22 protein-coding genes are annotated in these 19,503 nt (G+C 72.4%); 6 read left to right on the top strand and 16 right to left on the bottom strand.

Features of this window, described 5'->3' with window-relative positions; translation table 11 throughout:
* Positions 1-5 precede the first annotated feature (5 nt).
* The 7 genes from ABT254_RS14875 to ABT254_RS14845 form a co-directional block, all read right to left on the bottom strand.
* A complete protein-coding gene (locus ABT254_RS14875) occupies positions 6-533 on the bottom strand; it encodes a GNAT family N-acetyltransferase (RefSeq protein WP_351468787.1) in 528 nt (175 codons plus the stop codon).
* Positions 530-1,114: a helix-turn-helix domain-containing protein gene (locus tag ABT254_RS14870; RefSeq protein WP_351468784.1), complete on the bottom strand. Its 585-nt coding sequence runs from the start codon at positions 1,112-1,114 to the stop codon at positions 530-532. Before ABT254_RS14870 ends, ABT254_RS14875 begins: the two co-directional genes overlap by 4 nt.
* Before the next feature lie 10 nt (positions 1,115-1,124).
* Positions 1,125-2,081 carry a LysR family transcriptional regulator gene (locus ABT254_RS14865; RefSeq protein WP_351468781.1) on the bottom strand — a complete coding sequence of 319 codons (957 nt, stop codon included), beginning with the start codon at positions 2,079-2,081 and terminating at the stop codon, positions 1,125-1,127.
* Between the two features lie 36 nt (positions 2,082-2,117).
* On the bottom strand, positions 2,118-3,311 hold the full coding sequence (locus ABT254_RS14860) for a glycine C-acetyltransferase (protein ID WP_351468778.1): 1,194 nt from the start codon (positions 3,309-3,311) through the stop codon (positions 2,118-2,120).
* Between the two features lie 36 nt (positions 3,312-3,347).
* Positions 3,348-4,376, bottom strand: coding sequence for an L-threonine 3-dehydrogenase (gene tdh, locus ABT254_RS14855; RefSeq protein ID WP_351468775.1), 1,029 nt, complete (start codon positions 4,374-4,376; stop codon positions 3,348-3,350).
* 210 nt (positions 4,377-4,586) lie between these two features.
* On the bottom strand, positions 4,587-5,483 hold the full coding sequence (locus tag ABT254_RS14850; protein ID WP_351468772.1) for a nuclear transport factor 2-like protein: 897 nt from the start codon (positions 5,481-5,483) through the stop codon (positions 4,587-4,589).
* Positions 5,484-5,587: 104 nt separating this feature from the next.
* The gene (locus ABT254_RS14845; RefSeq protein WP_351468769.1) at positions 5,588-6,526 is read right to left on the bottom strand and encodes a LysR family transcriptional regulator; all 939 of its coding nucleotides are present in this window, start codon (positions 6,524-6,526) and stop codon (positions 5,588-5,590) included.
* Positions 6,527-6,634: 108 nt separating this feature from the next.
* Between ABT254_RS14845 and ABT254_RS14840 the strand changes: the two genes are divergently transcribed.
* From ABT254_RS14840 to ABT254_RS14830, 3 genes are all read left to right on the top strand, one after another.
* Entirely contained in the window at positions 6,635-6,937 is a 303-nt protein-coding gene (locus ABT254_RS14840; RefSeq protein ID WP_351468767.1) for a muconolactone Delta-isomerase family protein, read from the top strand.
* Entirely contained in the window at positions 6,934-8,175 is a 1,242-nt protein-coding gene (locus ABT254_RS14835) for a YbfB/YjiJ family MFS transporter (RefSeq protein ID WP_351468764.1), read from the top strand. The genes ABT254_RS14840 and ABT254_RS14835 overlap by 4 nt, the downstream gene beginning before the upstream one ends.
* Before the next feature lie 186 nt (positions 8,176-8,361).
* Positions 8,362-8,967: a GPP34 family phosphoprotein gene (locus tag ABT254_RS14830; RefSeq protein WP_351468761.1), complete on the top strand. Its 606-nt coding sequence runs from the start codon at positions 8,362-8,364 to the stop codon at positions 8,965-8,967.
* Between the two features lie 156 nt (positions 8,968-9,123).
* Here the strand turns inward: ABT254_RS14830 and ABT254_RS14825 are convergent, their stop codons facing one another.
* The 7 genes from ABT254_RS14825 to ABT254_RS14795 form a co-directional block, all read right to left on the bottom strand.
* The gene (locus ABT254_RS14825; RefSeq protein ID WP_351468758.1) at positions 9,124-9,705 is read right to left on the bottom strand and encodes a GAF domain-containing protein; all 582 of its coding nucleotides are present in this window, start codon (positions 9,703-9,705) and stop codon (positions 9,124-9,126) included.
* Between the two features lie 60 nt (positions 9,706-9,765).
* Positions 9,766-10,365, bottom strand: a complete 600-nt coding sequence (locus ABT254_RS14820; RefSeq protein WP_099932743.1) for a GTP-binding protein — start codon at positions 10,363-10,365, stop codon at positions 9,766-9,768.
* A complete protein-coding gene (locus ABT254_RS14815) occupies positions 10,343-10,714 on the bottom strand; it encodes a DUF742 domain-containing protein (protein ID WP_351469148.1) in 372 nt (123 codons plus the stop codon). The genes ABT254_RS14820 and ABT254_RS14815 overlap by 23 nt, the downstream gene beginning before the upstream one ends.
* 2 nt (positions 10,715-10,716) lie before the next feature.
* Positions 10,717-11,151 (bottom strand): roadblock/LC7 domain-containing protein, encoded by a 435-nt coding sequence (locus tag ABT254_RS14810; RefSeq protein WP_030936144.1) that lies wholly within the window; start codon positions 11,149-11,151, stop codon positions 10,717-10,719.
* A 62-nt stretch (positions 11,152-11,213) separates the two neighbouring features.
* A complete protein-coding gene (locus ABT254_RS14805; protein WP_351468754.1) occupies positions 11,214-13,400 on the bottom strand; it encodes an ATP-binding protein in 2,187 nt (728 codons plus the stop codon).
* Between the two features lie 384 nt (positions 13,401-13,784).
* Complete coding sequence (locus ABT254_RS14800) at positions 13,785-14,195, bottom strand: VOC family protein (RefSeq protein WP_115913750.1); 411 nt, start codon at positions 14,193-14,195, stop codon at positions 13,785-13,787.
* Between the two features lie 103 nt (positions 14,196-14,298).
* Positions 14,299-14,691, bottom strand: a complete 393-nt coding sequence (locus ABT254_RS14795) for a helix-turn-helix domain-containing protein (RefSeq protein WP_351468750.1) — start codon at positions 14,689-14,691, stop codon at positions 14,299-14,301.
* A gap of 96 nt (positions 14,692-14,787) precedes the next feature.
* On the opposite strand from ABT254_RS14795, the gene ABT254_RS14790 reads away from it, so the two are divergent.
* On the top strand, positions 14,788-15,174 hold the full coding sequence (locus tag ABT254_RS14790; RefSeq protein WP_351468747.1) for a cupin domain-containing protein: 387 nt from the start codon (positions 14,788-14,790) through the stop codon (positions 15,172-15,174).
* 36 nt (positions 15,175-15,210) lie between these two features.
* Here ABT254_RS14790 and ABT254_RS14785 read toward each other — a convergent pair whose 3' ends face one another.
* Both ABT254_RS14785 and ABT254_RS14780 read right to left on the bottom strand, forming a co-directional pair.
* Positions 15,211-15,999 (bottom strand): DUF429 domain-containing protein, encoded by a 789-nt coding sequence (locus ABT254_RS14785; protein WP_351468744.1) that lies wholly within the window; start codon positions 15,997-15,999, stop codon positions 15,211-15,213.
* 52 nt (positions 16,000-16,051) lie between these two features.
* On the bottom strand, positions 16,052-17,305 hold the full coding sequence (locus ABT254_RS14780) for an MBL fold metallo-hydrolase (RefSeq protein WP_351468741.1): 1,254 nt from the start codon (positions 17,303-17,305) through the stop codon (positions 16,052-16,054).
* Positions 17,306-17,595: 290 nt separating this feature from the next.
* Here ABT254_RS14780 and ABT254_RS14775 point away from each other — a divergent pair, with 290 nt between their 5' ends.
* Both ABT254_RS14775 and ABT254_RS14770 read left to right on the top strand, forming a co-directional pair.
* The gene (locus ABT254_RS14775) at positions 17,596-18,774 is read left to right on the top strand and encodes a glutamate dehydrogenase (RefSeq protein ID WP_351468739.1); all 1,179 of its coding nucleotides are present in this window, start codon (positions 17,596-17,598) and stop codon (positions 18,772-18,774) included.
* A gap of 107 nt (positions 18,775-18,881) precedes the next feature.
* Positions 18,882-19,502, top strand: a complete 621-nt coding sequence (locus ABT254_RS14770) for a TetR/AcrR family transcriptional regulator (protein ID WP_351468736.1) — start codon at positions 18,882-18,884, stop codon at positions 19,500-19,502.
* Position 19,503: the final 1 nt, after the last annotated feature.

The following is a 19,503-nucleotide window of genomic DNA, read 5'->3' as shown; positions in this document are numbered from 1 at the left end:
CTACCTCACGCTGCTGTTGGGCCCAGCTTCTTGAAGTAGATCGACGTCGGCCGCAGCACGCCGTCCGGGGCGGCCGCGTAGTCCGGTATCGCTCCGATCCGGGTCCAGCCGGCCGTGCGGTAGAGGTGCTCGGCGAGGCTGTCGGTCTCGGTGTCCAGGTGCAGCAGGGTGATGCCCGCCGCGGCGGCGGCCTCCTCCGCGGTGGTCAGCAGTGTGCGGCCGAGGCCCTGTCCCCGGGCGTCCCGGTGCACCATCAGCTTGACCAGTTCGGCGCGGTGGCGGCTGTTGGGCTTGTCCGGGAAGGCCAGGCTGACGGTGCCCACCACCCGCTCACCGTCGAGCGCCGTCCACACGGCGAGCTGCCCGGCGGCGACGGCCGCGGCGCGCTCCTTCCACCAGACGAGGGCCTCGGCGCGGTCGAGCGGTGCGAGGAAGCCGATGGAGGCGCCGCCGTCCACGGTGTCGACGAGAAGGTCCGCCAACGCGTCCACGCGCGCGTGCAGTTCATCGCAGTCCAGCCGGTTCACGATCACGGCAGCACCACCGCCAGGACGTAGCGCACGTCGTCCGGTCCCGCGCACCGGAACCGCGTCGGCCCCCACACCCTCAGCCGCAGACAGTCCCCGGTGCCGAGGTGGTGCTCCACCTCCTGTGCCGTCACCTCGAGTGCTCCTTCCAGAACCCAGATGTGCTGTTCGAGGCCGGGCACGGGTGGCCGGTCGTACGCGATGTCCGCGCCCGCGGTCAGCCGTCCCTCGACGAGTTCGCCGCGCAGCCCCGCGTGCGGCGGCGACACGGACCGTCGTACGAACCCGGAGGCCCGGTCCTCCCAGACCTGCTGCTCGGCGGCCGCCACCAGCAGCGCCGGCTCCGCCTCCACCTCGCTGAGCAGCTGGGACATGGTCCGCCCGTACACACCGCACAGGCGGTTCAGGAGCGAGGCGGTGGGGCTGATCTCGGCCCGTTCGGCGCGGGAGAGCGTCGAGCGGCTGACCCCGCTGCGCTCCGCCAACTCCCCCAGCGACCAACCCCGTTCGGCCCGCAGCTCGGCCAGCCGGGCACCGAGCCGGGCGTCGACCGGATCGGGCCCGGTCTCAGCGACATCCTGTTTCATATTCGGGATGCTATCCCAGATCAGAGACGGCGGGTCCTGTGGCTCCCGTCACGCTCCCCGGTCCCTGTGTCCGCGCCGCCTCGTCGAGCGCCGCCAGCACCGGCCGGATCAGCGGATGATCCTCGGCTCCCCGCCGTACCGCCGCGAACACCCGGCGGGTGGGTGCCGTCCCGTCCACCGGACGCACGACCACGCCCGTGAGGTCCATTCCGCGCAGTGCCGAGCGTGGTACGAGGGCCACGCCCGCGTCCGAGGAGGCGAGGGCCACGACGGCCCGGAAGTCGTCGGAGGAGTGTTCCAGGCGGGGCTGGAATCCGGCGCTCTCGCAGGCCAGGACGACCACTTCGTGGCAGGGGTTGCCGGGGTACGGGCCGATCCACGGGTCCTTGGCCAGGTCGGCCAGCGGGATCTCGGGGGCGTCGGCCAGCCGGTGGCTCACCGGGACGACCGCGTCGAAGGGCTCGGCGTACAGCGGTACATGGGTCAGGCGCGGGTCGTCGGCCGGTGGCGCCCCGCGGTACTCGACCGCGACCGCGACGTCGACCTGACGGTCCAGGACCATCGGCAGGCTGGCGTCGCCCTCGGCGTCCTGGACGCGGATGCGGATGCCGGGCGCGGAGGAGGCGAGGCGGGCCACGGCCGGCGCCACGACCAGGGCGATGCCGGTCGCGAAGGAGGCCACGGTGACCGTGCCTGCGGCGCCCGAGCCGTAGGCGGCGAGTTCGGCCTCCGCCCGCTCCAGCTGGGCGAGGACCGCGTTGGTGTGGCTGAGCAGGATCTCGCCGGCCGGGGTCAGCCGTACGCCCTTGGCGCCGCGCTCGACCAGGCGGTGGCCCGTCTCCTGTTCCAACGCCGTCAGCTGCTGGGAGACGGCGGAGGGCGTGAGATACAGCGCGGCGGCAGCCGCCGTCACGGTGCGGTGGTCGGCCACCGCACGGAGGATGTGGAGCCGCCGCGCTTCGATCATGAGATCGATTATCTCAATATGTCCGGGACGGCCGGATCAGGCCTCCAGTTCCGCCCGCGCCGCCACGAAGGCGTCCACGGCCCGGTTGACGTCGTCCGTCGAGTGGGCGGCGGACAGCTGCACACGGATACGGGCCTGCCCCTGCGGCACCACGGGGTAGGAGAAGCCGATCACGTACACGCCCCGCTCGAGCAGCAGCTCCGCGAGGCGGCCCGCCTTGGTCGCGTCGCCGATCATCACGGGGGCGATGGCGTGGTCGCCGGGGAGGATCTCGAAGCCCTCCTCGGTCATCCGGCGGCGGAACAGGGCGGTGTTCTCGGCCAGGCGGCTGCGCAGGTCGTCCGCCGACTCGAGGAGGTCGAGGACCTTCAGGGAGGCGGCGGCGATCACGGGCGCGAGAGTGTTCGAGAAGAGGTACGGCCGCGAGCGCTGGCGCAGGAGCGCGACGATCTCGGCGCGGGCGGCGACATAGCCGCCGGACGCCCCGCCGAGCGCCTTGCCGAGTGTGCCCGTGATGATGTCGACGCGGTCCATGACACCATGCAGCTCAGGGGTGCCGCGGCCGCCGGGACCGACGAAGCCGACGGCATGGGAGTCGTCGACCATGACCATGGCGTCGTAGCGGTCGGCGAGGTCGCAGATCTCACGCAGGGGTGCCACATAGCCGTCCATGGAGAAGACGCCGTCGGTGACGATGAGCCGGCGCCGGGCGTCGGACGCGTCCTTCAACTGCCGTTCCAGATCGGCCAGATCACGGTTGGCGTAACGGAAGCGGCGGGCCTTGGACAGGCGGATGCCGTCGATGATCGACGCGTGGTTGAGGGCGTCGGAGATGACGGCGTCCTCGGGGCCGAGCAGGGTCTCGAAGACACCGCCGTTGGCGTCGAAGCAGGAGGAGTACAGGATGGTGTCCTCCTGGCCGAGGAAGGCGGAAAGGCGCGCTTCCAGCTCCTTGTGCACCTCCTGGGTGCCGCAGATGAAGCGGACCGACGCCATGCCGTAGCCCCAGCGGTCCAGGGCCTGGTGCGCGGCGGCGACGACCTCGGGGTGGTCGGCGAGGCCGAGGTAGTTGTTGGCGCAGAAGTTGAGGACCTCGCCGGGGCGACCTCCCGCGGTGACGTTCACGGTCGCGGACTGCGGGGTGCCGATGACGCGCTCGGGCTTGTGCAGGCCCGCGGCGCGGATCTCGTCGAGGGTGGCGCGCAGGTCGTCGCGCACGGAGTCGAACATGGGGAAGCTCCTGAAAGTGCTGACGGGTGAAGGGAGTTACACGGTCCAGTCGAGGATGACCTTGCCGCCGCGGCCGCTCGCCGCGTCGGCGAACGCCGCCTCGAAGTCGCCGTAGCCGTACCGGCCGGTGATCACGGGTGACAGGTCGAGGCCGGCTTCGAGCAGCACCGACATCGCGTACCAGGTCTCGAACATCTCCCGGCCGTAGATGCCCTTGACGGTGATCATCGAGGTGACGATGCGGGCCCAGTCGACCGGGAACTCCTGGGCGGGCAGACCGAGCATGGCGATACGGCCGCCATGTGTCATGTTGGCGATCATGTCGCGCATGGCCTCGGGGCGGCCGGACATCTCCAGGCCGATGTCGAAGCCCTCGCGCAGCCCCAACTCCCGCTGTCCGTCGGCGATTTCCGACTCCGCCACGTTCAGCGCGAGGCTCACGCCGATCTTCCTGGCCAGCTCCAGCCGCTCCTCGCTGACGTCGGTGATCACGACGTTGCGGGCGCCCGCGTGCCGTGCCACCGCGGCGGCCATCAGGCCGATGGGGCCGGCTCCCGTGATGAGCACGTCCTCGCCGACCAGCGGAAAGGAGAGCGCCGTGTGCACGGCGTTGCCGAACGGGTCGAAGATCGCGGCGACGTCGAGGTCGACGGGCACCCGGTGCACCCACACATTGGCGGCGGGCAGGGCGACGAACTCCGCGAAGGCCCCGTCGCGTCCGACGCCGAGCCCGACCGTGGACCGGCACAGATGCCGCCGCCCGGCCAGACAGTTGCGACACTTCCCGCAGACCAGGTGCCCCTCGCCGCTCACCCGGTCGCCGACGGCGATGTCCGTGACATCACGGCCGGTCTCCACGACCTCGCCGACGAACTCGTGCCCCGCCACCAGCGGCGTACGGATGGCTCGTTGCGCCCAGCCGTCCCAGGCCCGGATGTGCAGATCGGTCCCGCAGATGCCGGTCCGCAACACCTTGATCAGTACGTCACCGGGCCCGACGGCCGGCTCCGGCACGTCCGCGAGCCACAGCCCGGGCTCAGCCTTCTCCTTGACCAGCGCCTTCACGTACGGCTCCTGTGGGTGCGACCCCGGGACCGGGCATGCCGAAGGCGCCCGTATCCGGGGAGAGGGGTGGAATCGCAAAGCAATCTGCCGCACGACGCCACCCCCGGTCCATCGAGGTTTTCTTAAGCCGCGCCGCAGCTCCGCTTCACACCCGGCCCGCCCGCCCCACCCCTGTCCTTGTGGCGGGCGCGGTCGGCAAGGCCGACTCGATCATGGTTGCGTTTCGGAGGCCTTGGCCCGCTCGATCTCGGACTGCGCGGCCGTGAGCGTCATGGCGCCGTCGCACACCGCACGGTGCAGGGAGTTCTCCAGCCGGTCGTCCGCACTGGCCCGGGAGAGCGGGACGGGGCGCAGATTCGCCGGGTCCGCCGGAGCCCCGCCCAGTTCGAGGGGGATGATGTGGTCTTCCTCGTAGTGCGAGGGGTCCTTGTCCGCCGCGCCGGACGCCGCGAGTTGCTCCCTCTTCAGCTGCTCGGTCACATGGACCGGCGGGCGTATCGACGCCGTCCAGCCCGGCACGCAGATCGTCGAGTGGATCGTGGCCTGGGTGACGTCCGGGTTGAGGGTCCCCACCTGCCCACCAGGTGCGCTGGGCACCGGTGTCCGAGTCGGGGAACTCGTCGCTACGAGGTGCAGCGAGCCGTAGGTGATCGTCCCGTTCTCGACGACGTACGAACCGGCATAGTCGGCGGTGCTTCCATCGGTGTGCAGGGCGTGGAGGTGGACATCGACCGTGTTCCCGTTCACGTCGTCGATGCCGATCACGTCGGCGACGGTGTCGGCGAAACCGCCCGCGAAGTCGGCGTAGGGCCTGCCGAGGTGGCTTCCGCCCAGATCCCACGCCCGGCGGTAGTCGTGGGCGTTGATCGCGGCGTAGAAGCTCTCGACGACAGAGGCGGGATCCGCCGGGCTGGTGCTGGGAGCTGCCGTCGCCGTGTCCGGCGCCGAAGGGGTCGCCGGGGTGCTGGGCGGCGGCGGGCGTGGTGTCCCGGTCGCGGTCGATGCGGTCGGGGGCGAGGCCGCGGACGTACCGGCGTGCTCGCTGCAGCCGGCGAGACCGAGGCCGACGGTGAGGCCGAGTACGGCAGCGGTTCCCGACGCCTTCATGCTTCACGACCGGCGGGACGGGCGAGCGGTCGAGGCGTTCGCGCACACACTCCGAGAGTACTTTGCACGCTTATGTGCCGATAGCGGAGCGAGAGCAGACCGGGTCAGCCAGGGAGTCTGTGCGGATCGTCGGCGGGCAGCCAGGCGTCCGGGGTGTGGATGCCCAGGTCGCCGACGCCCTCGCAGAGGGCGTCGACGGCGGCGAGGACCCCGGCGCGGTCCTCGGCCTCCCGCCGGACGAGGGACCAGGTCCAGTAGACCTTCGGGTCGACGATCTCTCGGCGGACCAGGTCGGGCGGGAGCGGAGTGGTCTGTCCCTTGGGCGAGTTGAGGACCGGACGGCGGCAGCGGCGGACGTGGTCGAAGAAGGCGGGGCCGGTGACGGCCCCGTCGGAGATGCGCACGGTGCGGGCCCCGGTGGCCTGTGCGAGCTCCTCGGCGTACACGTTCCAGGACGCCCAAGCGGTGATGTCGTCGTCGATGAGGACGTCGGTGTCCCGGGCCGCCACATCCGGTACGTCGTGGGTGTCGCCGCCCTTGGCCACGGCGTACAGCCGGTCGGCGCCGATCAGCCGGGCCCGCAGCCCGAGCCGCTCGAGGTCCGCTCTGCGCAGCCAGCACACGGCCAGGTCCAGGCTGCCGTCGGCCACCCGGGCGGCCTGGGTGTGCGAAGGCGCCACCCAGGCGTCGACGTGCACTCGGGCCACCGCTGCCGTACGCGAAATCAGGTCCGGGGGAAGCCAGTTGACGTAACCGAGGCGTACCGACTGGGAGCCCGACAGCCGGCCGGCCCGGCGCTTGAGGTCGTCGGCCCGTTCCAGCAGGGCGCGGGTGTGCGGGAGGAGGTCGGCTCCGGCGGGGGTGAGGGAGACCGAGCGGCGGTCCCGGTCGAACAGGCGGACGCCCAGGTCCCGTTCGAGCGCCTTGATCTGCTGGGAGAGCGAGGGGCCCGCGATGAGCAGCCGCTCGGCGGCCCGGCCGAAGTTCAGTTCCTCGGCGACCGCGACGAAGTAGCGCAGCTGGCGCAGTTCCACGCGCGCCATGCTACGCGCGCTGGGAGGCTGAGCCTCTCAGCAGTGAGGCAGCCGGTCGTGGCATCGGTGCTGGTCACGGGCGCACGATGGGCCCACCAACGACGATCGGAGCACATCATGCGCGAGTTCCTGGTCGAGATCACCACCACTGTCCCGGAGGGCACCGGCCAGGACGAGGTCGACCGGCGGCGGGCCGCCGAGGCCGTCCGCGCGCGGGAGTTGGCCGGCACCGGCCATCTGGTCCGGCTGTGGCGCCCCGTGGGCGAGTTGCGCAGCATCGGCGTGTGGCGGGCCGCCGACGAGGCGGAGCTGCACGAGAAGGTGCTCGGCACGCTGCCGCTGCGCCCGTGGATGACCGTCGCCGTCACCCCGCTCGAGTCCCACCCCAACGACCCGGGCCGGGTCGACGGCACCCGATGAGCACCCCCTCCTCCCCCTGGACCCATGTCGCGCGGACCGCGGCGGCGCTCGCGGCCGCCATGGGAGTCGGGCGCTTCGTCTACACGCCGATCCTGCCCCTGATGCACACCCAGGCGGGCCTGTCCGCCGGTGCCGGAGCCGACCTGGCGACCGCCAACTACGCGGGTTATCTCGTCGGGGCGCTCGCAGGCATCCTGCTGCCCTCGCTGGTGCGATCCCGTACTGTCCTGCGCGGCTCCCTGCTGCTACTGACCGCGACCCTCGCCGCCATGCCCCTCACCCACAGCACCACGCTGTGGGGCATGCTGCGCCTGCTGGCCGGGGTGGTGAGCGCCCTGGTGTTCGTCGTCGCCGCGAGTTCCCTCCTGCACCATCTGCGCGGGCACCCGGCGCACCTGCCCGGCTGGGCCATCGGCGGTGTCGGCGCCGGTATCGCGCTGTCCGGCCTGGTGCTCCTGGCGCTGCGGTCCGTCGCGGACTGGCGGGTCGCCTGGTGGGCCTCGGCCGCGCTCACCGCGCTGCTGACCGTCGGCGCGTGGAACCTTCGGCCGGAGGCGGCCGCCCCCGCGAGCAGCGAGAAACCAAGGAGTACGGCGCCCCGCACACACCGCTGGTTCGGCGCACTGCTCGTGAGCTACTCCCTGGAGGGCATCGGCTACATCGTCGCCGGAACCTTCCTGGTCGCGGCGATCGGCCGGCGCTCCCCCGGCTGGGTCGGCAACGGCTCCTGGGTGCTGGTGGGGCTGGCCGCCGTGCCGTCCCCGGCGCTGTGGGCGTGGCTGGGCCGCCGCTGGTCCCGGCCCGCGCTGCTGCTCGCCGCGCTGGTGGTGCAGGCAGTCGGTATCGCCCTGCCCGCCCTGATCGGCTCAGTGGCTGCCGCACTCCTCTCGGCGGTGCTGTTCGGCGGTACCTTCCTGGGCATCAGCATGCTGGCCCTGGCCACCGGGTCCCATCTGCGCTTCCCCCGCTCGGTCGCCCTGCTGACCGCCGGATACTCGGTCGGCCAGATCCTGGGCCCGCTCGCCGTCACCCCGCTGCTGCACCACGGCTACCAGCGGGCGCTGCTGCCGGCCGCCCTCGTGGTCCTCGCCGCGGCCGCGGCCGCCGCCGTGCTGCGGATCGGCTTCCCGCACGACATGGTCGTAGTACGACACACAGCCCCGCCGCGGCAGCGAGAATCGACTGAGGACGCCGGCCTGCTCAGTTCCTGTCCGGCGGATCGGGGCGGCGGTGGGTAACCTCGGCTTGCAGCCGTCCTGCCGCCGAAAGGCTGAGGAGGGCGGCGACGCGGAGTGTCGGCGGCCGGCGACAACGCCGCAGATGCGCGTGCCGGACCCGCGACGCCGGCCTGATCCACCGGGCAGGCCCCGAGGCCGGCCCCGACGTCCTCGCCCCGCCCTCGGACAACTGACGTGGAGCCGCCCATGAACACCGCACGGGACCTCGCGATCGTCGCCCTGGACGCGGCGCCCAGCCGCCAGGTCCAGCAGGGCGAACTGTCGCTCGCACTCGCGGGAGCCGAGGTGCTCGACCTCATCGAGGCCCTGGCCCTCGCCCTGGACGGTGACCGCATCCTGCCCAGCGCACCGTCACCCACCGGCGACCGCCTGTTGGACGAGGCCGCCTCCTCCCTCGTACGGCAGGAGCCGTACGAGTCGGTCGAGGAGTGGCTGTGGCGCCGGGGCCGCGGGCTGTCCTCGGCCTACGTCGACGACCTGGAGCGGGTGGGGCTGACCGCCCGGCCGCGCGGGCGCCGGCTTCCGCTGCGGGCCGGGCGGGCCGAGCTGGTCGACTCGCCGGCCCGGCAGCAGGCCGAGGAGCGCTGGGCCTCGGGCGAGCCGGTCCTCGCCGCCCTTGCCGCCGCCGCCGGGATCCACGAGGAGCAGGCCGAGGAGCAGGACGACCTCTCCGGTGAGGCGGTCACGACCGTACTGGCTGCCGTCGGCGATGCGGTGATGGAGTTGGAGGCCGTACGGCAGCGGAAGGCGATCGAGGACGCCGCGTTCGACAACGTGTGGCGCGGCTATTGAGCACTCGGCGCGGGCGCAGCGACGGGCGCGCGTCGATCGTCTGCGGCTTCGTCGTAGCTGGTCGCACGGTTCCCCGCGCCCCGGAAAGCCGCTGCGCGGCACTGTCTCGTCGAAGAGCCGCCACAGCGCTCGCCCGGTGGCCGGCCGTGCCCGCCGTCACAGCAGCGGGAGCCCGTCCGCCTCCCGTCGCTCCAGCCGGGCGACCAGGTCTGCCGCCGTCGACTTGATGGTCTCCAGGCCGGGCCTGCCCCAGGGGCGCGGCTCCACGTCGACGACGCACACGGTGCCGAGCACCATCCCCGTACTGTCGATCAGCGGCGCGCCCAGATAGGAGCGGATGCCGAACTCGTCGACCACCGGATTGCCCGCGAACCGTGGGTAGTCGCAGACGTCCTCCAGGACCAGTGCCTTGCGCCGGACCACCACATGGGGGCAGAAGCCGTGGTCGCGGGCCAGTTCGCGGCCCAGGACGGGCGTGCTGCCGTCCGCCTTCACCACGGGCCGGGCCACGTCCGAGAGGTGCAGGCCCGCGAAGAACTGCCGGTTCTCGTCGATGAAGTTGACCATGGCGTACGGCGTCCCGGTGAGCTCGGCGAGGTGGTCCGCGTAGACGTCGAGGGCGGGGTCCGGGTGTTCTGCGAGGCCCAGCTGACCGAGGCGCCGGGCCCGGGCGGGGGCCTCCTTGTCCTCGGGGGTGAGCAGCAGACGACCGGCCGGGCGCGACGGGTCGTACCTCATGAGCGGGCTCCGTCACTGTGGACGCAGGGCATATACGGGCTCCGTGGCGGTGTGCGGGGATCACATGTGGGCGCCGTGGCTCGGCGCGTGCGCCGGGGCGTGGGCGATGAGGTGCCGTACGAGGGTCAGCAGGGTCTGCACCCCCGAGCTGGAGATCCGGGCGTCGCAGCGCACGACGGGGATCGCCGGGTCGAGGTCGATGGCGGCGCGTACCTCCTCGGGGTCGTAGCGGTACGAGCCGTCGAACTCGTTGATCGCGACGATGAAGCCGAGGCCGCGCTGCTCGAAGAAGTCGACGGCCGCGAAGCACTCCTCCAGGCGGCGGGTGTCGGCGAGGATCACCGCGCCGAGCGCGCCCTCGGAGAGCTCGTCCCACATGAACCAGAACCGCTCCTGCCCGGGCGTGCCGAACAGGTACAGCACATGTTCCGGGTCGAGGGTGATGCGGCCGAAGTCCATGGCCACCGTCGTCTCGACCTTGTTCTCGATCCCGTCGAGAGAGTCGGTCGCGGCGCTGACCGTGGTGAGCAGCTCCTCCGTGCTGAGCGGCGCGATCTCGCTGACCGCGCCCACGAAGGTCGTCTTGCCGACTCCGAACCCGCCCGCCACCAGGATCTTCAGTGCGGTGGGGAAGGGGTCAGAGCTGTCGTCGTAGTCCATCGAGCACTGCCTCCAGAAGGGCCCGGTCAGTCGGGTTGTGGTGGAACTCGGGTGGCTTGGTGGTGAGCGCCCCGCAGTCGACGAGGTCCGACAGCAGCACCTTGGTGACCACCGCCGGCAGCTTCAGGTGGGCGGCGACCTCGGCGACCGAGACGGGAGCGCGGCACAGGTCGAGCGCCTGCGCGTGTTCGGGGCCGAGGTAGCCGAGGGGGGTGGCCCCGGTGGCCATCACGTGCGACAGGAGGTCGAGCGCGATGGTGGGCCGGGTGCGGCCGTTGCTGACCGTGAAGGGGCGCACCAGCCGACCGGCCGCGTCGTCGAGCCAGGGCCCGTCGCCGACCGCCGCCACGCTCAAGGCCTCATCGCCGTGGGTTCGACGGCGTGCTGCCGGGGCGCGGTGACCAGGTAGGGGCGGACGCTCTTGACCAGCATCGCCATCTCGTAGCCGAGCACCGCCGCGTCGGCCTCGCGGCCGGCCAGTACGGCGAGACAGGTGCCGGAGCCGGCGGTGGTCACGAACAGCAGCGTCGAGTCGAGTTCGACGACGACCTGGCGGACGTCTCCGCCGTCGCCGAAGCGGACCCCGGCGCTGCGGCCGAGGGAGTACAGGCCGGAGGCCAGCGCGGCCATGTGGTCGGCGCTGTCGGGATCGAGGCCGTGGACCGACTTCACGAGCCCGTCGCAGGACAGGAGTACCGCACTGGTCGTGTGGGGTACGCGCTGCACGAGGCCGCTCATCAGCCAGTCGAGATCGGATACATGGCCGGTGGGCGCATCGCTCGCCATGGTGGATCGACTCCTTGGGGTACGAAGGTCTGCGGGAGCGGTGGGGGTGGGAACAGGGGTGGTCATCCGGCTGGTGCGCTCCCGTCGTGCCGGGTGGGACGGTCGGTGCCGCGCGCGGACGCGGGGCGCGCCTCGGCTATGTGGGCCGGGTCCATGTGCGGTGGATCAGTGGAGGGCGGCGGGGTGGTGGCGGTGACGTCCGTGTGGCGGACGTCCAGGGACGAGCTCGGGAGGAGGGATGCGGCCCCGGTGTGAGCCGGGTCGGTGAGGGGGCGCGACTCGATGCGCGCCGTCTGCTCCATGGGCTCCGGGGCCGGGTAGGCAGCCTCCGTGCGCGCCGATTCCATGTGCGCCGAATCCACGTGTGACGCATCCATGTGGGACGCATCCATGTGTGGCGAGGACATGTGGTCCGGCTCCAGGTGCGCGGATGAGGCCGTGCGTACGGCGCCTGTGTACTCCGATGAGTACTCCGAGTGCTCCGCGTACTCGGAGCGCTCCGACTCGAGGCTCTGCTGGGCCTCCGCCAGGCCGATGCCGCGCTGGAAGGCGGCCATCAGGCCCGGGTCGTGGCCGGCGAGGTACTCCGACTCCTGGCGTGGCGCCGGGCCGTCCCGCAGCTGGGGTGCGATGTGCTCCTGGGCACGGCGGCGCGGCAGTTGGGGCTTGCCCATGGTGCCGCGGACGGTGCCGGTGCGGGGCGTGGGCGGGGTGGCCGCGTTCTCCTCGACGAGCCGCCGGTCGTCGGGCCGGATGCCGGGCAGGGCCTCCGCGGGATTGGCCCGCTCCTCGTGGGCCCCGCGCACCGGGAGCGGCGCCGGTCCGCCGCCGGCCCCGGTGCTGCCGCACGGCGGATTGCCGTTCGGGGCGGCGGTCGTGTGCTGCGCGGGCGGCGGGGGCGTGACGCGACGCCCGGCGGTCTCGGGTCGGGGACCGGGCGACGCCTGCGGCTGCGGCTGGGCGCGCGGCGGGATGGACGGCTCGGACATCCCCGTCGCACCCGTGACACCGTGCGGCTGCGCCGCACCCCCGGGTACGCCCGGCGTCGCGCCCAGCAGCCCCTGCGGTACGACGAGCACGGCCTGCACTCCGCCGTAGATGTTGGTCTGCAGCCGGACGTTGATGCCGTGCCGCCGGGCGAGCTGCGAGACCACGAACAGTCCGATGCGGCCGTCCGCGAGCAGGCTGGCCACATTGACCTGGTCGGGGTCGGCGAGCAGGGCGTTCATCTTCTTCTGCTCGGCGACCGGCATACCGAGACCGCGGTCCTCCACCTCGACGGCGAGTCCCGAGGTGACGAGGTTGGCGCGGAGCAGGACCTGGGTGTGCGGGGCGGAGAACACCGTGGCGTTCTCGACGAGTTCGGCCAGCAGGTGGATGACGTCGGCGACGGCGTGGCCGCGCAGGGTGCCGTCGATCGGCGGCACCAGCTTGACCCGGGAGTACTGCTCGACCTCGGCGATGGCGGAACGCAGCACCTCGGTCATGGAGACGGGGTTGCTCCACTGCCGGCGGGAGACGGCGCCGCCGAGGACGGCGAGGTTCTCGGCGTGCCGGCGGATCCGGGTGGCGAGGTGGTCGACGTGGAAGAGGCCCTTGAGCAGGTCGGGGTCCTCGATCTCGTTCTCCAGATCGTCGAGGATGGAGATCTCCCGGTGCACCAAGGACTGCAGCCGCCGGGCGAGGTTCACGAAGACCTCGAGCTTCTGCTCGCTGCCTGCCTGGCTGGAGAGCTGGGCGGCCTGGACGACGGCGGTGACGGCGCCGTCGTGCGCGCGGGTCAGATCGGCGGCGAGCAGCTCGAAGTCGTCGGCATCGTCCGCGGGGGCGCTGCGGGGCTTGCGCGGGGGCGGGGTGTCGCCGCGGCGCAGCGAGTCGACGAGGGCGCGCAGATCGGCCTCGCCGCGGCCGCTGATGCGGCGCAGGGCGCCGAGGCGGTCGCTCACCGACCGGGCGGTGCGGTCGGCGGCGACGGAGGCGATCAGGATCCCTGTGAGCGCCACCGCGGCGGCACCGGCCAGCACCCCCCACAGCGTGAGGCTGGGCCGTGCTCCCGTGGTGCGGACGGTGAACAGGACGGCCGCGCTCGCGCTCAGGGCGACCGCGACCGGCGGCAGCACGGCGAGCCGCAGCAGTTGGGGCCGTATGCGTGTCTCGGGCAGCGAGGGGACGGGACGGGCAACCGGCCGTCCGTGCCGCCCGCCCTCGCGGCGGTCTGCGCGTGCGGCCGGTGCGCGAAGGTGAGACATCGGTGTCCTCGTCGTACTGATCCGTCGGTGCCTGGGGCGCGTGCTGCGCGGTTCGGGCATGCGTCGCCCGATGGACACTCACAGTAGTCGCCAACGCATCATGTGCGGTGGGCAGTTGACAAAGTCCCACGCACAGCGTCCCGCTCTGGTATGAGGGCTCGTACGACAGACCGATAAACCCAGCGGGCACATGATCCCGCCGAATGAAGGATCGATCAGAGCTGGTCAGAAGCGGTCACCAGGAAAGAGTGAGGGCCGGGGTGCGACTGCTCCCCGGCCCTCGCCGAATGCTCTTTTCTGTACGCCCGACAGCCCGCCGGGACCGGTTCGGGACGCTCACGCGCCTCCAGAAGTCATCCCCCGAACGTCACTGAGTGTATTGACCTAGCCCTTCGGCTGGGTGAAGCGGATGCTGTTGCCGAAGGGGTCGCGCAGGCCGCAGTCGATTCCGTACGGCCGCTCGGTGGGCTCCTCGGTGAACTCGACGCCCTTGGCCTTGAGGGTCTCGTACGTCTTGCGGCAGTCCTCGGTCCGGAAGATGAGGAAGCCGCCCGTCGCGCCCTTGGTGAGCAGCTCGCGGACCTGCTCCGCGGTCTCCTCCGACAGCCGCGGCGGGCCCGGCCGCTCCAGCAGGACCTCGCGGTCGGGCTGGCCGGGGACGTTGATGGTGAGCCAGCGCATGAAGCCGAGGTCGGCGTCGGTGTTGACCTCCAGGCCCAGCTTGCCGACGTAGAAGTCGAGCGCCTCGTCCTGGTCGAGGACGTAGATCTGCGAGTGCGTGATTGCTGTGAACATGAGCATCACGCTACGAGCCCGGCCCCGCGAAAACTTATCCGAAACTGCTCTGTCCGCCGAGGAACGAGCAGAAGGACGAACGTTCGGACCGACGAGGGGTCCATCAGGCGCTCGGCCGCATCCACGCCATCGTGAAGCAGGTGGGGACGTCCAGGGCGACGGCCTGCTTGCGGTACTCCCTGGGCGAGCGGCCGACGACGTCGCGGAAGGTGCGGCTGAAGGTGCCCGGGCTGCCGAAACCGACCTCGAAGCAGATGTCCGTGATGCTGCGGTCGGTCTCCCGGAGCAGGAACATGGCGCGCTCGACGCGGCGGCGCTGCAGATAGCGGTGCGGTGTCTCGCCGAACGTGGCGCGGAAGGTGCGGGCGAAATACGCCGGGGAGACATGGGCGATCCGGGCCAGGGCGGGCACGTCCAGCGGCTGCGCGTAGGCGCGGTCCATCGCGTCCCTGGCCCGCAGCATGCGGCGGTTCGATTCTTCGGCGGCGCGGCTCACGGCGCCATCACACCACGGTTCGCCTCGTCAGGGCCCCTGGCTAGCCTGGTGGGGAGACGGGGCCGCCGTTCGACGGCCCGAACGGAAGGAGCCCTCATGGAGCCTCCACACGACGAGGTTGCCGTCGCCCGTCCCGGCGACCGGCGGCCCGGGCCCGCGACACCGGGAATGGACCGGCAGGAGGCGTTCGCCACCGACGGCATGTGGTCGGGATTCGTCCGCACCGAACCCGGGGCGGCCTCCGGCTGGCATCACCACGGCGAGCACGAGTCGGTGATCTACGTCCTGACCGGCGCTCTGAGGATGGAGTTCGGCCCGGACGGCTCGCGCACGGTCGAAGCCGGTCCCGGCGACTTCATCTACGTTCCCAAGGGCGCCGTGCACCGGGAGAGCAATCCGTCGGCGGAACCTGCCGACATCATCGTCACCAGGGCGGGGACGGGGCAGTCCACGTTCAATGTGGAGGGGCCCGCGCAGGGCTGAGACGCCGGCTCGCGCCCCCTTCGGCCGGCGGTGTCGTCAGCGAAGGGCGGCCAGCTCCCCGCCCGGCAGGTGGATCCAGCCCTCCTGCCCGGCGGCCGCGCGCTCCTGCGCGGTCTCCGGCCACCGGGTGTCCCCGACCAGAACGGCCCGCGCGACCAGGGCGCAGAGCAGGGCGTCCAGGTGGTCGTGGCTGTCGGCGCACGTGGAGCGCACGGGCTCGGGCAGGACCGGCCCCAGGCCCTCCTCGACCGTGAGAAGGATGCGCTCGCGGACCTCGCGCGCCTCGGGCGTGGCGCTCTTGTAGCTGCGGGCCGGGCGGATGCCCCACCGCCGCAGCGCGGCGGCCGGGTACACCTCGGCGACCTGACCCGACCCGTCCCGGGGCACCGGGGTGCCGGTGGCCGCGAGTGCGTCCAGGAGGCGGGCCGCACGCAACGCCACCACGCCCAGCAGATCGGTGGAGACCGACAGCGGAGGGCGCATCGACGTCGCCTTCCAGGTGAGGTCGTCGGTCAGCCGGAACCGCAGCGCGTCCAGGCCCGGACGGCCGTCCGTGCGCTCCCCGAACCGGGCGGCCGGCGGCAGCCGTAGGCCCTGGTGGTGGGCGAGGACGGTGTCCACGAAGCTGGACGGCCAGCCGAGCGGGCAGTCGAGGCCGGTCTTGTCGGCGGCCCGGACCAGCGCCAGCAGGTCCTCGTCCCCTTCCGGCACGACGAACTCCGCCGCCGGGGCACCGTCGGCTGCCCACACCACACGGCACACGGCGGTACGCCGTGCACTCGCCGCGAGGTCGACGCCGACCGTCACCGTGTGCTGACCGCTCATGCCGGAATCCTCTCCCGGCCTGCCGGGTCGCGTCACCGCCCCCCTGCCGAGGTCAGCCCGCCGATACCGTCTCCGGCTCCCCCGTGCCCTCCGCGGACCTGCCGTCGGCCCCGGCCTGGGCCTCGGCGCCGGAGTCGGCGGTCGTCTTGATCGCCGCCTTCGTCAGCACGTCCGCCGTCGGCCAGCCGCCGGCCGGGGCCTGGGCGACGGCGCGCCACCACGGCTCGGAGGGAACGGTCTCGGCGGTGGGCTCGAAGGGCTCTCCGGGGCGGGGCAGGGCGACGCGGGAACCGGTGGCGCGGGCGGCCGCGACCGTGCCCTCGCCGGGCTCCGCCCAGGGGTGTGTGGCCAGGTTGAAGGTGGCCCAGTGGATCGGCATCATCACGCCGTGCGGCTCGCCGCCCTGGAGGTCGAGGTGGGCGCGCATGCCCTCCTCGGGCGTCATGTGGATGTCGGGCCAGAAGTCGGAGTAGGCGCCGATCTGGATCATCGTGGCGTCGAAGGGTCCGTGCTCGGCGCCGATGTCCTTGAAGCCGTCGAAGTAGCCGGTGTCGCCGCTGTGGAAGATCCGGTGCTCGTCACCGGCGACGGACCAGGAGGCCCACAGGGTGTGTTGGGTGTTGCGCAGGCCGCGGCCGCAGAAGTGGCGGGCCGGGGTGGCGGTCAGGGTGAGGCCGCCGACCTTGGTCGCCTCGTGCCAGTCCAGCTCGCGCAGCCGGTCGGCCGAGACTCCCCAGTGTTCGAGGTGGGCGCCGACGCCGAGGGGGACGGCGAACAGCGTGTCCGTGCCGGCCAGGGCCTTGATGGTGGGCAGGTCCAGGTGGTCGTAGTGGTCGTGCGAGATGACGACTACGTCGACCGGGCCGAGCGCGGCGATCGGCAGCGGCACCGGGTGCAGCCGCTTGGGGCCGACGAAGGAGAACGGGGAGCAGCGCTCGCCCCACACGGGGTCGAAGAGCACCCGCTGCCCGTCGATCTCGGCGAGCACGCTGGAGTGCCCCATCCAGGTCAGCCGCAGTCCGGTGGCCGGCGGCTTCGCGATGTCGGCGAGCGTCGTGGGGTAGACCGGCACGGTGCCCTTGGGGGCGCGCCGGGGCCGCTCGTCCTTGTCGAAGAAGACCTTCGCGAAGTCCAGTGTGGAGCCGGAGGGCCTGGTCCTGGCGGTGCCTCCGGGATTCTGGAAGACCCCGTCCTTGAAGTGCGGTGACCTGCGGATGCGCGCGAGGCGCTCACCGCTCGGGTCCGCGCCGAAGCCCGCGGGCTGCAGCGCGCGGAGCCCGGAGCTCAGGGAACGGAAACCGGACACGGTACCTCCAGGAGGGAGTCGACGAGGCATTCCATTATGGTCGGCTCCTCCGACAACACCTGGGTCGTCCGGGGCGCTGCGGACTCATTCCAAGGAAAGCCCAAAGATTGCCTACCGCTCGGTGAACCGCGGACCGTCGGCGTCCATTCCCGTCGCCCTGCCGGCGCCGAGGTGATCGATCCGTCCGTTGACACGCTGTGCCCCCGGTTCCGATACTGACTGCCGATTCAGTAAATGGGGGCCTTCGCCGCCGGCGCCGCCACCCTGATCACCATCCGCGAGGAGACCGCATGACCGCCCCCCTGATGTCGGTCGCCTGGACCGACCACCTCACCGGCCGCCAGGGCTTCCTGGTCGTCGACCGGCTGGTGCGCGGCGTCTCCAGCGGCGGACTGCGCATGCGCGCGGGCTGCACCCTCGAAGAGGTGACCGGCCTCGCGCGCGGAATGACCATGAAGGAGGCGCTGCACTACAACCCCGAGGGTCGCTACGTCCCCCTGGGCGGCGCCAAGGGCGGCATCGACTGCGATCCCCGGGACCCCGGGGCGTACGCGCTCCTGGTGCGCTACCTGCGCGCCATGAAGCCGTACGTCGAAAACTTCTGGACCACCGGCGAGGACCTCGGTCTCAGCCAGGACCTGGTGGACCGGGCGGCGGCCGAGGCGGGCCTGGTGTCGTCGGTCCAGGCCGTGTATCCGCTGCTCGACGACGAGGCGGCGGCGCGGCGGAGGCTCGCGGACGCGTTCGCGATCGAGGTGGGCGGCATCGGTCTGGACGAGCTGGTCGGCGGGTGCGGGGTCGCCGAGTCGGCGCTGGCCGCCCTGGACCGGGCGGGCGTGCCGTACACGGGGACACGGGTCGCCGTGCAGGGGCTGGGCACGATGGGCGGGGCGACGGCGCGGTTCCTCGCGCGCGCGGGGCTCACCGTCGTCGCCGTCGCCGACATCAAGGGCACCATCGCCAACCCGGCCGGTCTCGACGTCGAGGCGCTGCTCGCCGCGCGGGACACCTACGGCACCGTGGACCGTGCGGTCCTGCGCCCGGCCGACCGTGAACTGCCCGGTGACGCCTGGCTGTCGGCCGAGGCGGAGGTGCTCGTGCCCGCGGCGGTCTCGTACGCCATCGACACCGACGCCCAGGAGCGGATCACCGCCCGGTGGATCGTCGAGGCGGCGAACATGCCCGTACTGCCCGAGGCTGAGGAGCTGCTGGCCGCGCGCGGGGTGACCGTGCTGCCGGACGTGGTCGTCAACTCCGGGACCAACGCCTGGTGGTGGTGGACCCTGTTCGGCGACATCGGCGCGGACGCGGAGGAGGCGTTCACCCACACCCGCCGCTCGATGCGCGCCCTGACCGAGCAGATGCTGGCCCGCGCGGAGTCCGACGGGACGACCCCGCGGGCGGCCGCGCACGCCATCGTCGCGGACCGGCTGCCGGTGATCGCGGAACGCTTCGGCTGGTACCGGTGACGACGGGCCGGGTCGGGCAGGGGTACGGCCGCAGCCCGCACCCTCCGGAACCCGCCAACTGACGGCCTCACCCGGCGCTGTCAGCGGCGACGGAATAGGGTGACGGCGTGGCGAGAGTGCGGTTGAGTGTGGCCGAGCGGCGCGAGGAGTTGCTGCGAGCCGCCATCGGGCAGATCGAGGCGCGGGGTGTGGCGGCGGTCAGGATCGCCGACGTGGCCTCGGCGCTCGGCGTGAGCAACGCGCTGGTGCTGTACCACTTCTCGACCAAGGAGAAGCTGGTCGCCGCGGCCTTCACCTTCGCGGCCGAGGACGACCTCGCGCAGCTGCGCCGGCTTCTCGGCCGCCGTACGACGGCGCTGCGGCGACTGCGGTCGGCGGTGCGCTGGTACGCGCCGACGGGCCAGGCCAAGGGCTGGCGGCTGTGGATCGAGGGCTGGGCGGCGGCGCTGCGCGAGCCCTCGCTGCGGGAGGTCACGCGCGACCTCGACAGACAGTGGAAGGCGGCGATCGCCGAGGTCATCGCGGAGGGCGTGGCCGCGGGCGAGTTCGACTGCCCGGACCCGCACGGCGCGGCTCTGCGGCTGACCGCCCTGCTGGACGGGCTCGCCGTACAGCTGACCTCGTACGCCGGTGCGGTGTCGCGGGCACGGGCCCAGGAGTGGGTGGACGAGGCGCTGGCCCGGGAACTGGGGCTGGAGCGGGCGATGTCGACGGCTTCGGAGCACTGAG

It is taken from the genome of Streptomyces sp. NPDC001137, assembly GCF_040298885.1.
Taxonomy (GTDB): domain Bacteria; phylum Actinomycetota; class Actinomycetes; order Streptomycetales; family Streptomycetaceae; genus Streptomyces.
This window is presented reverse-complemented; position numbering and strand designations above follow the sequence as displayed.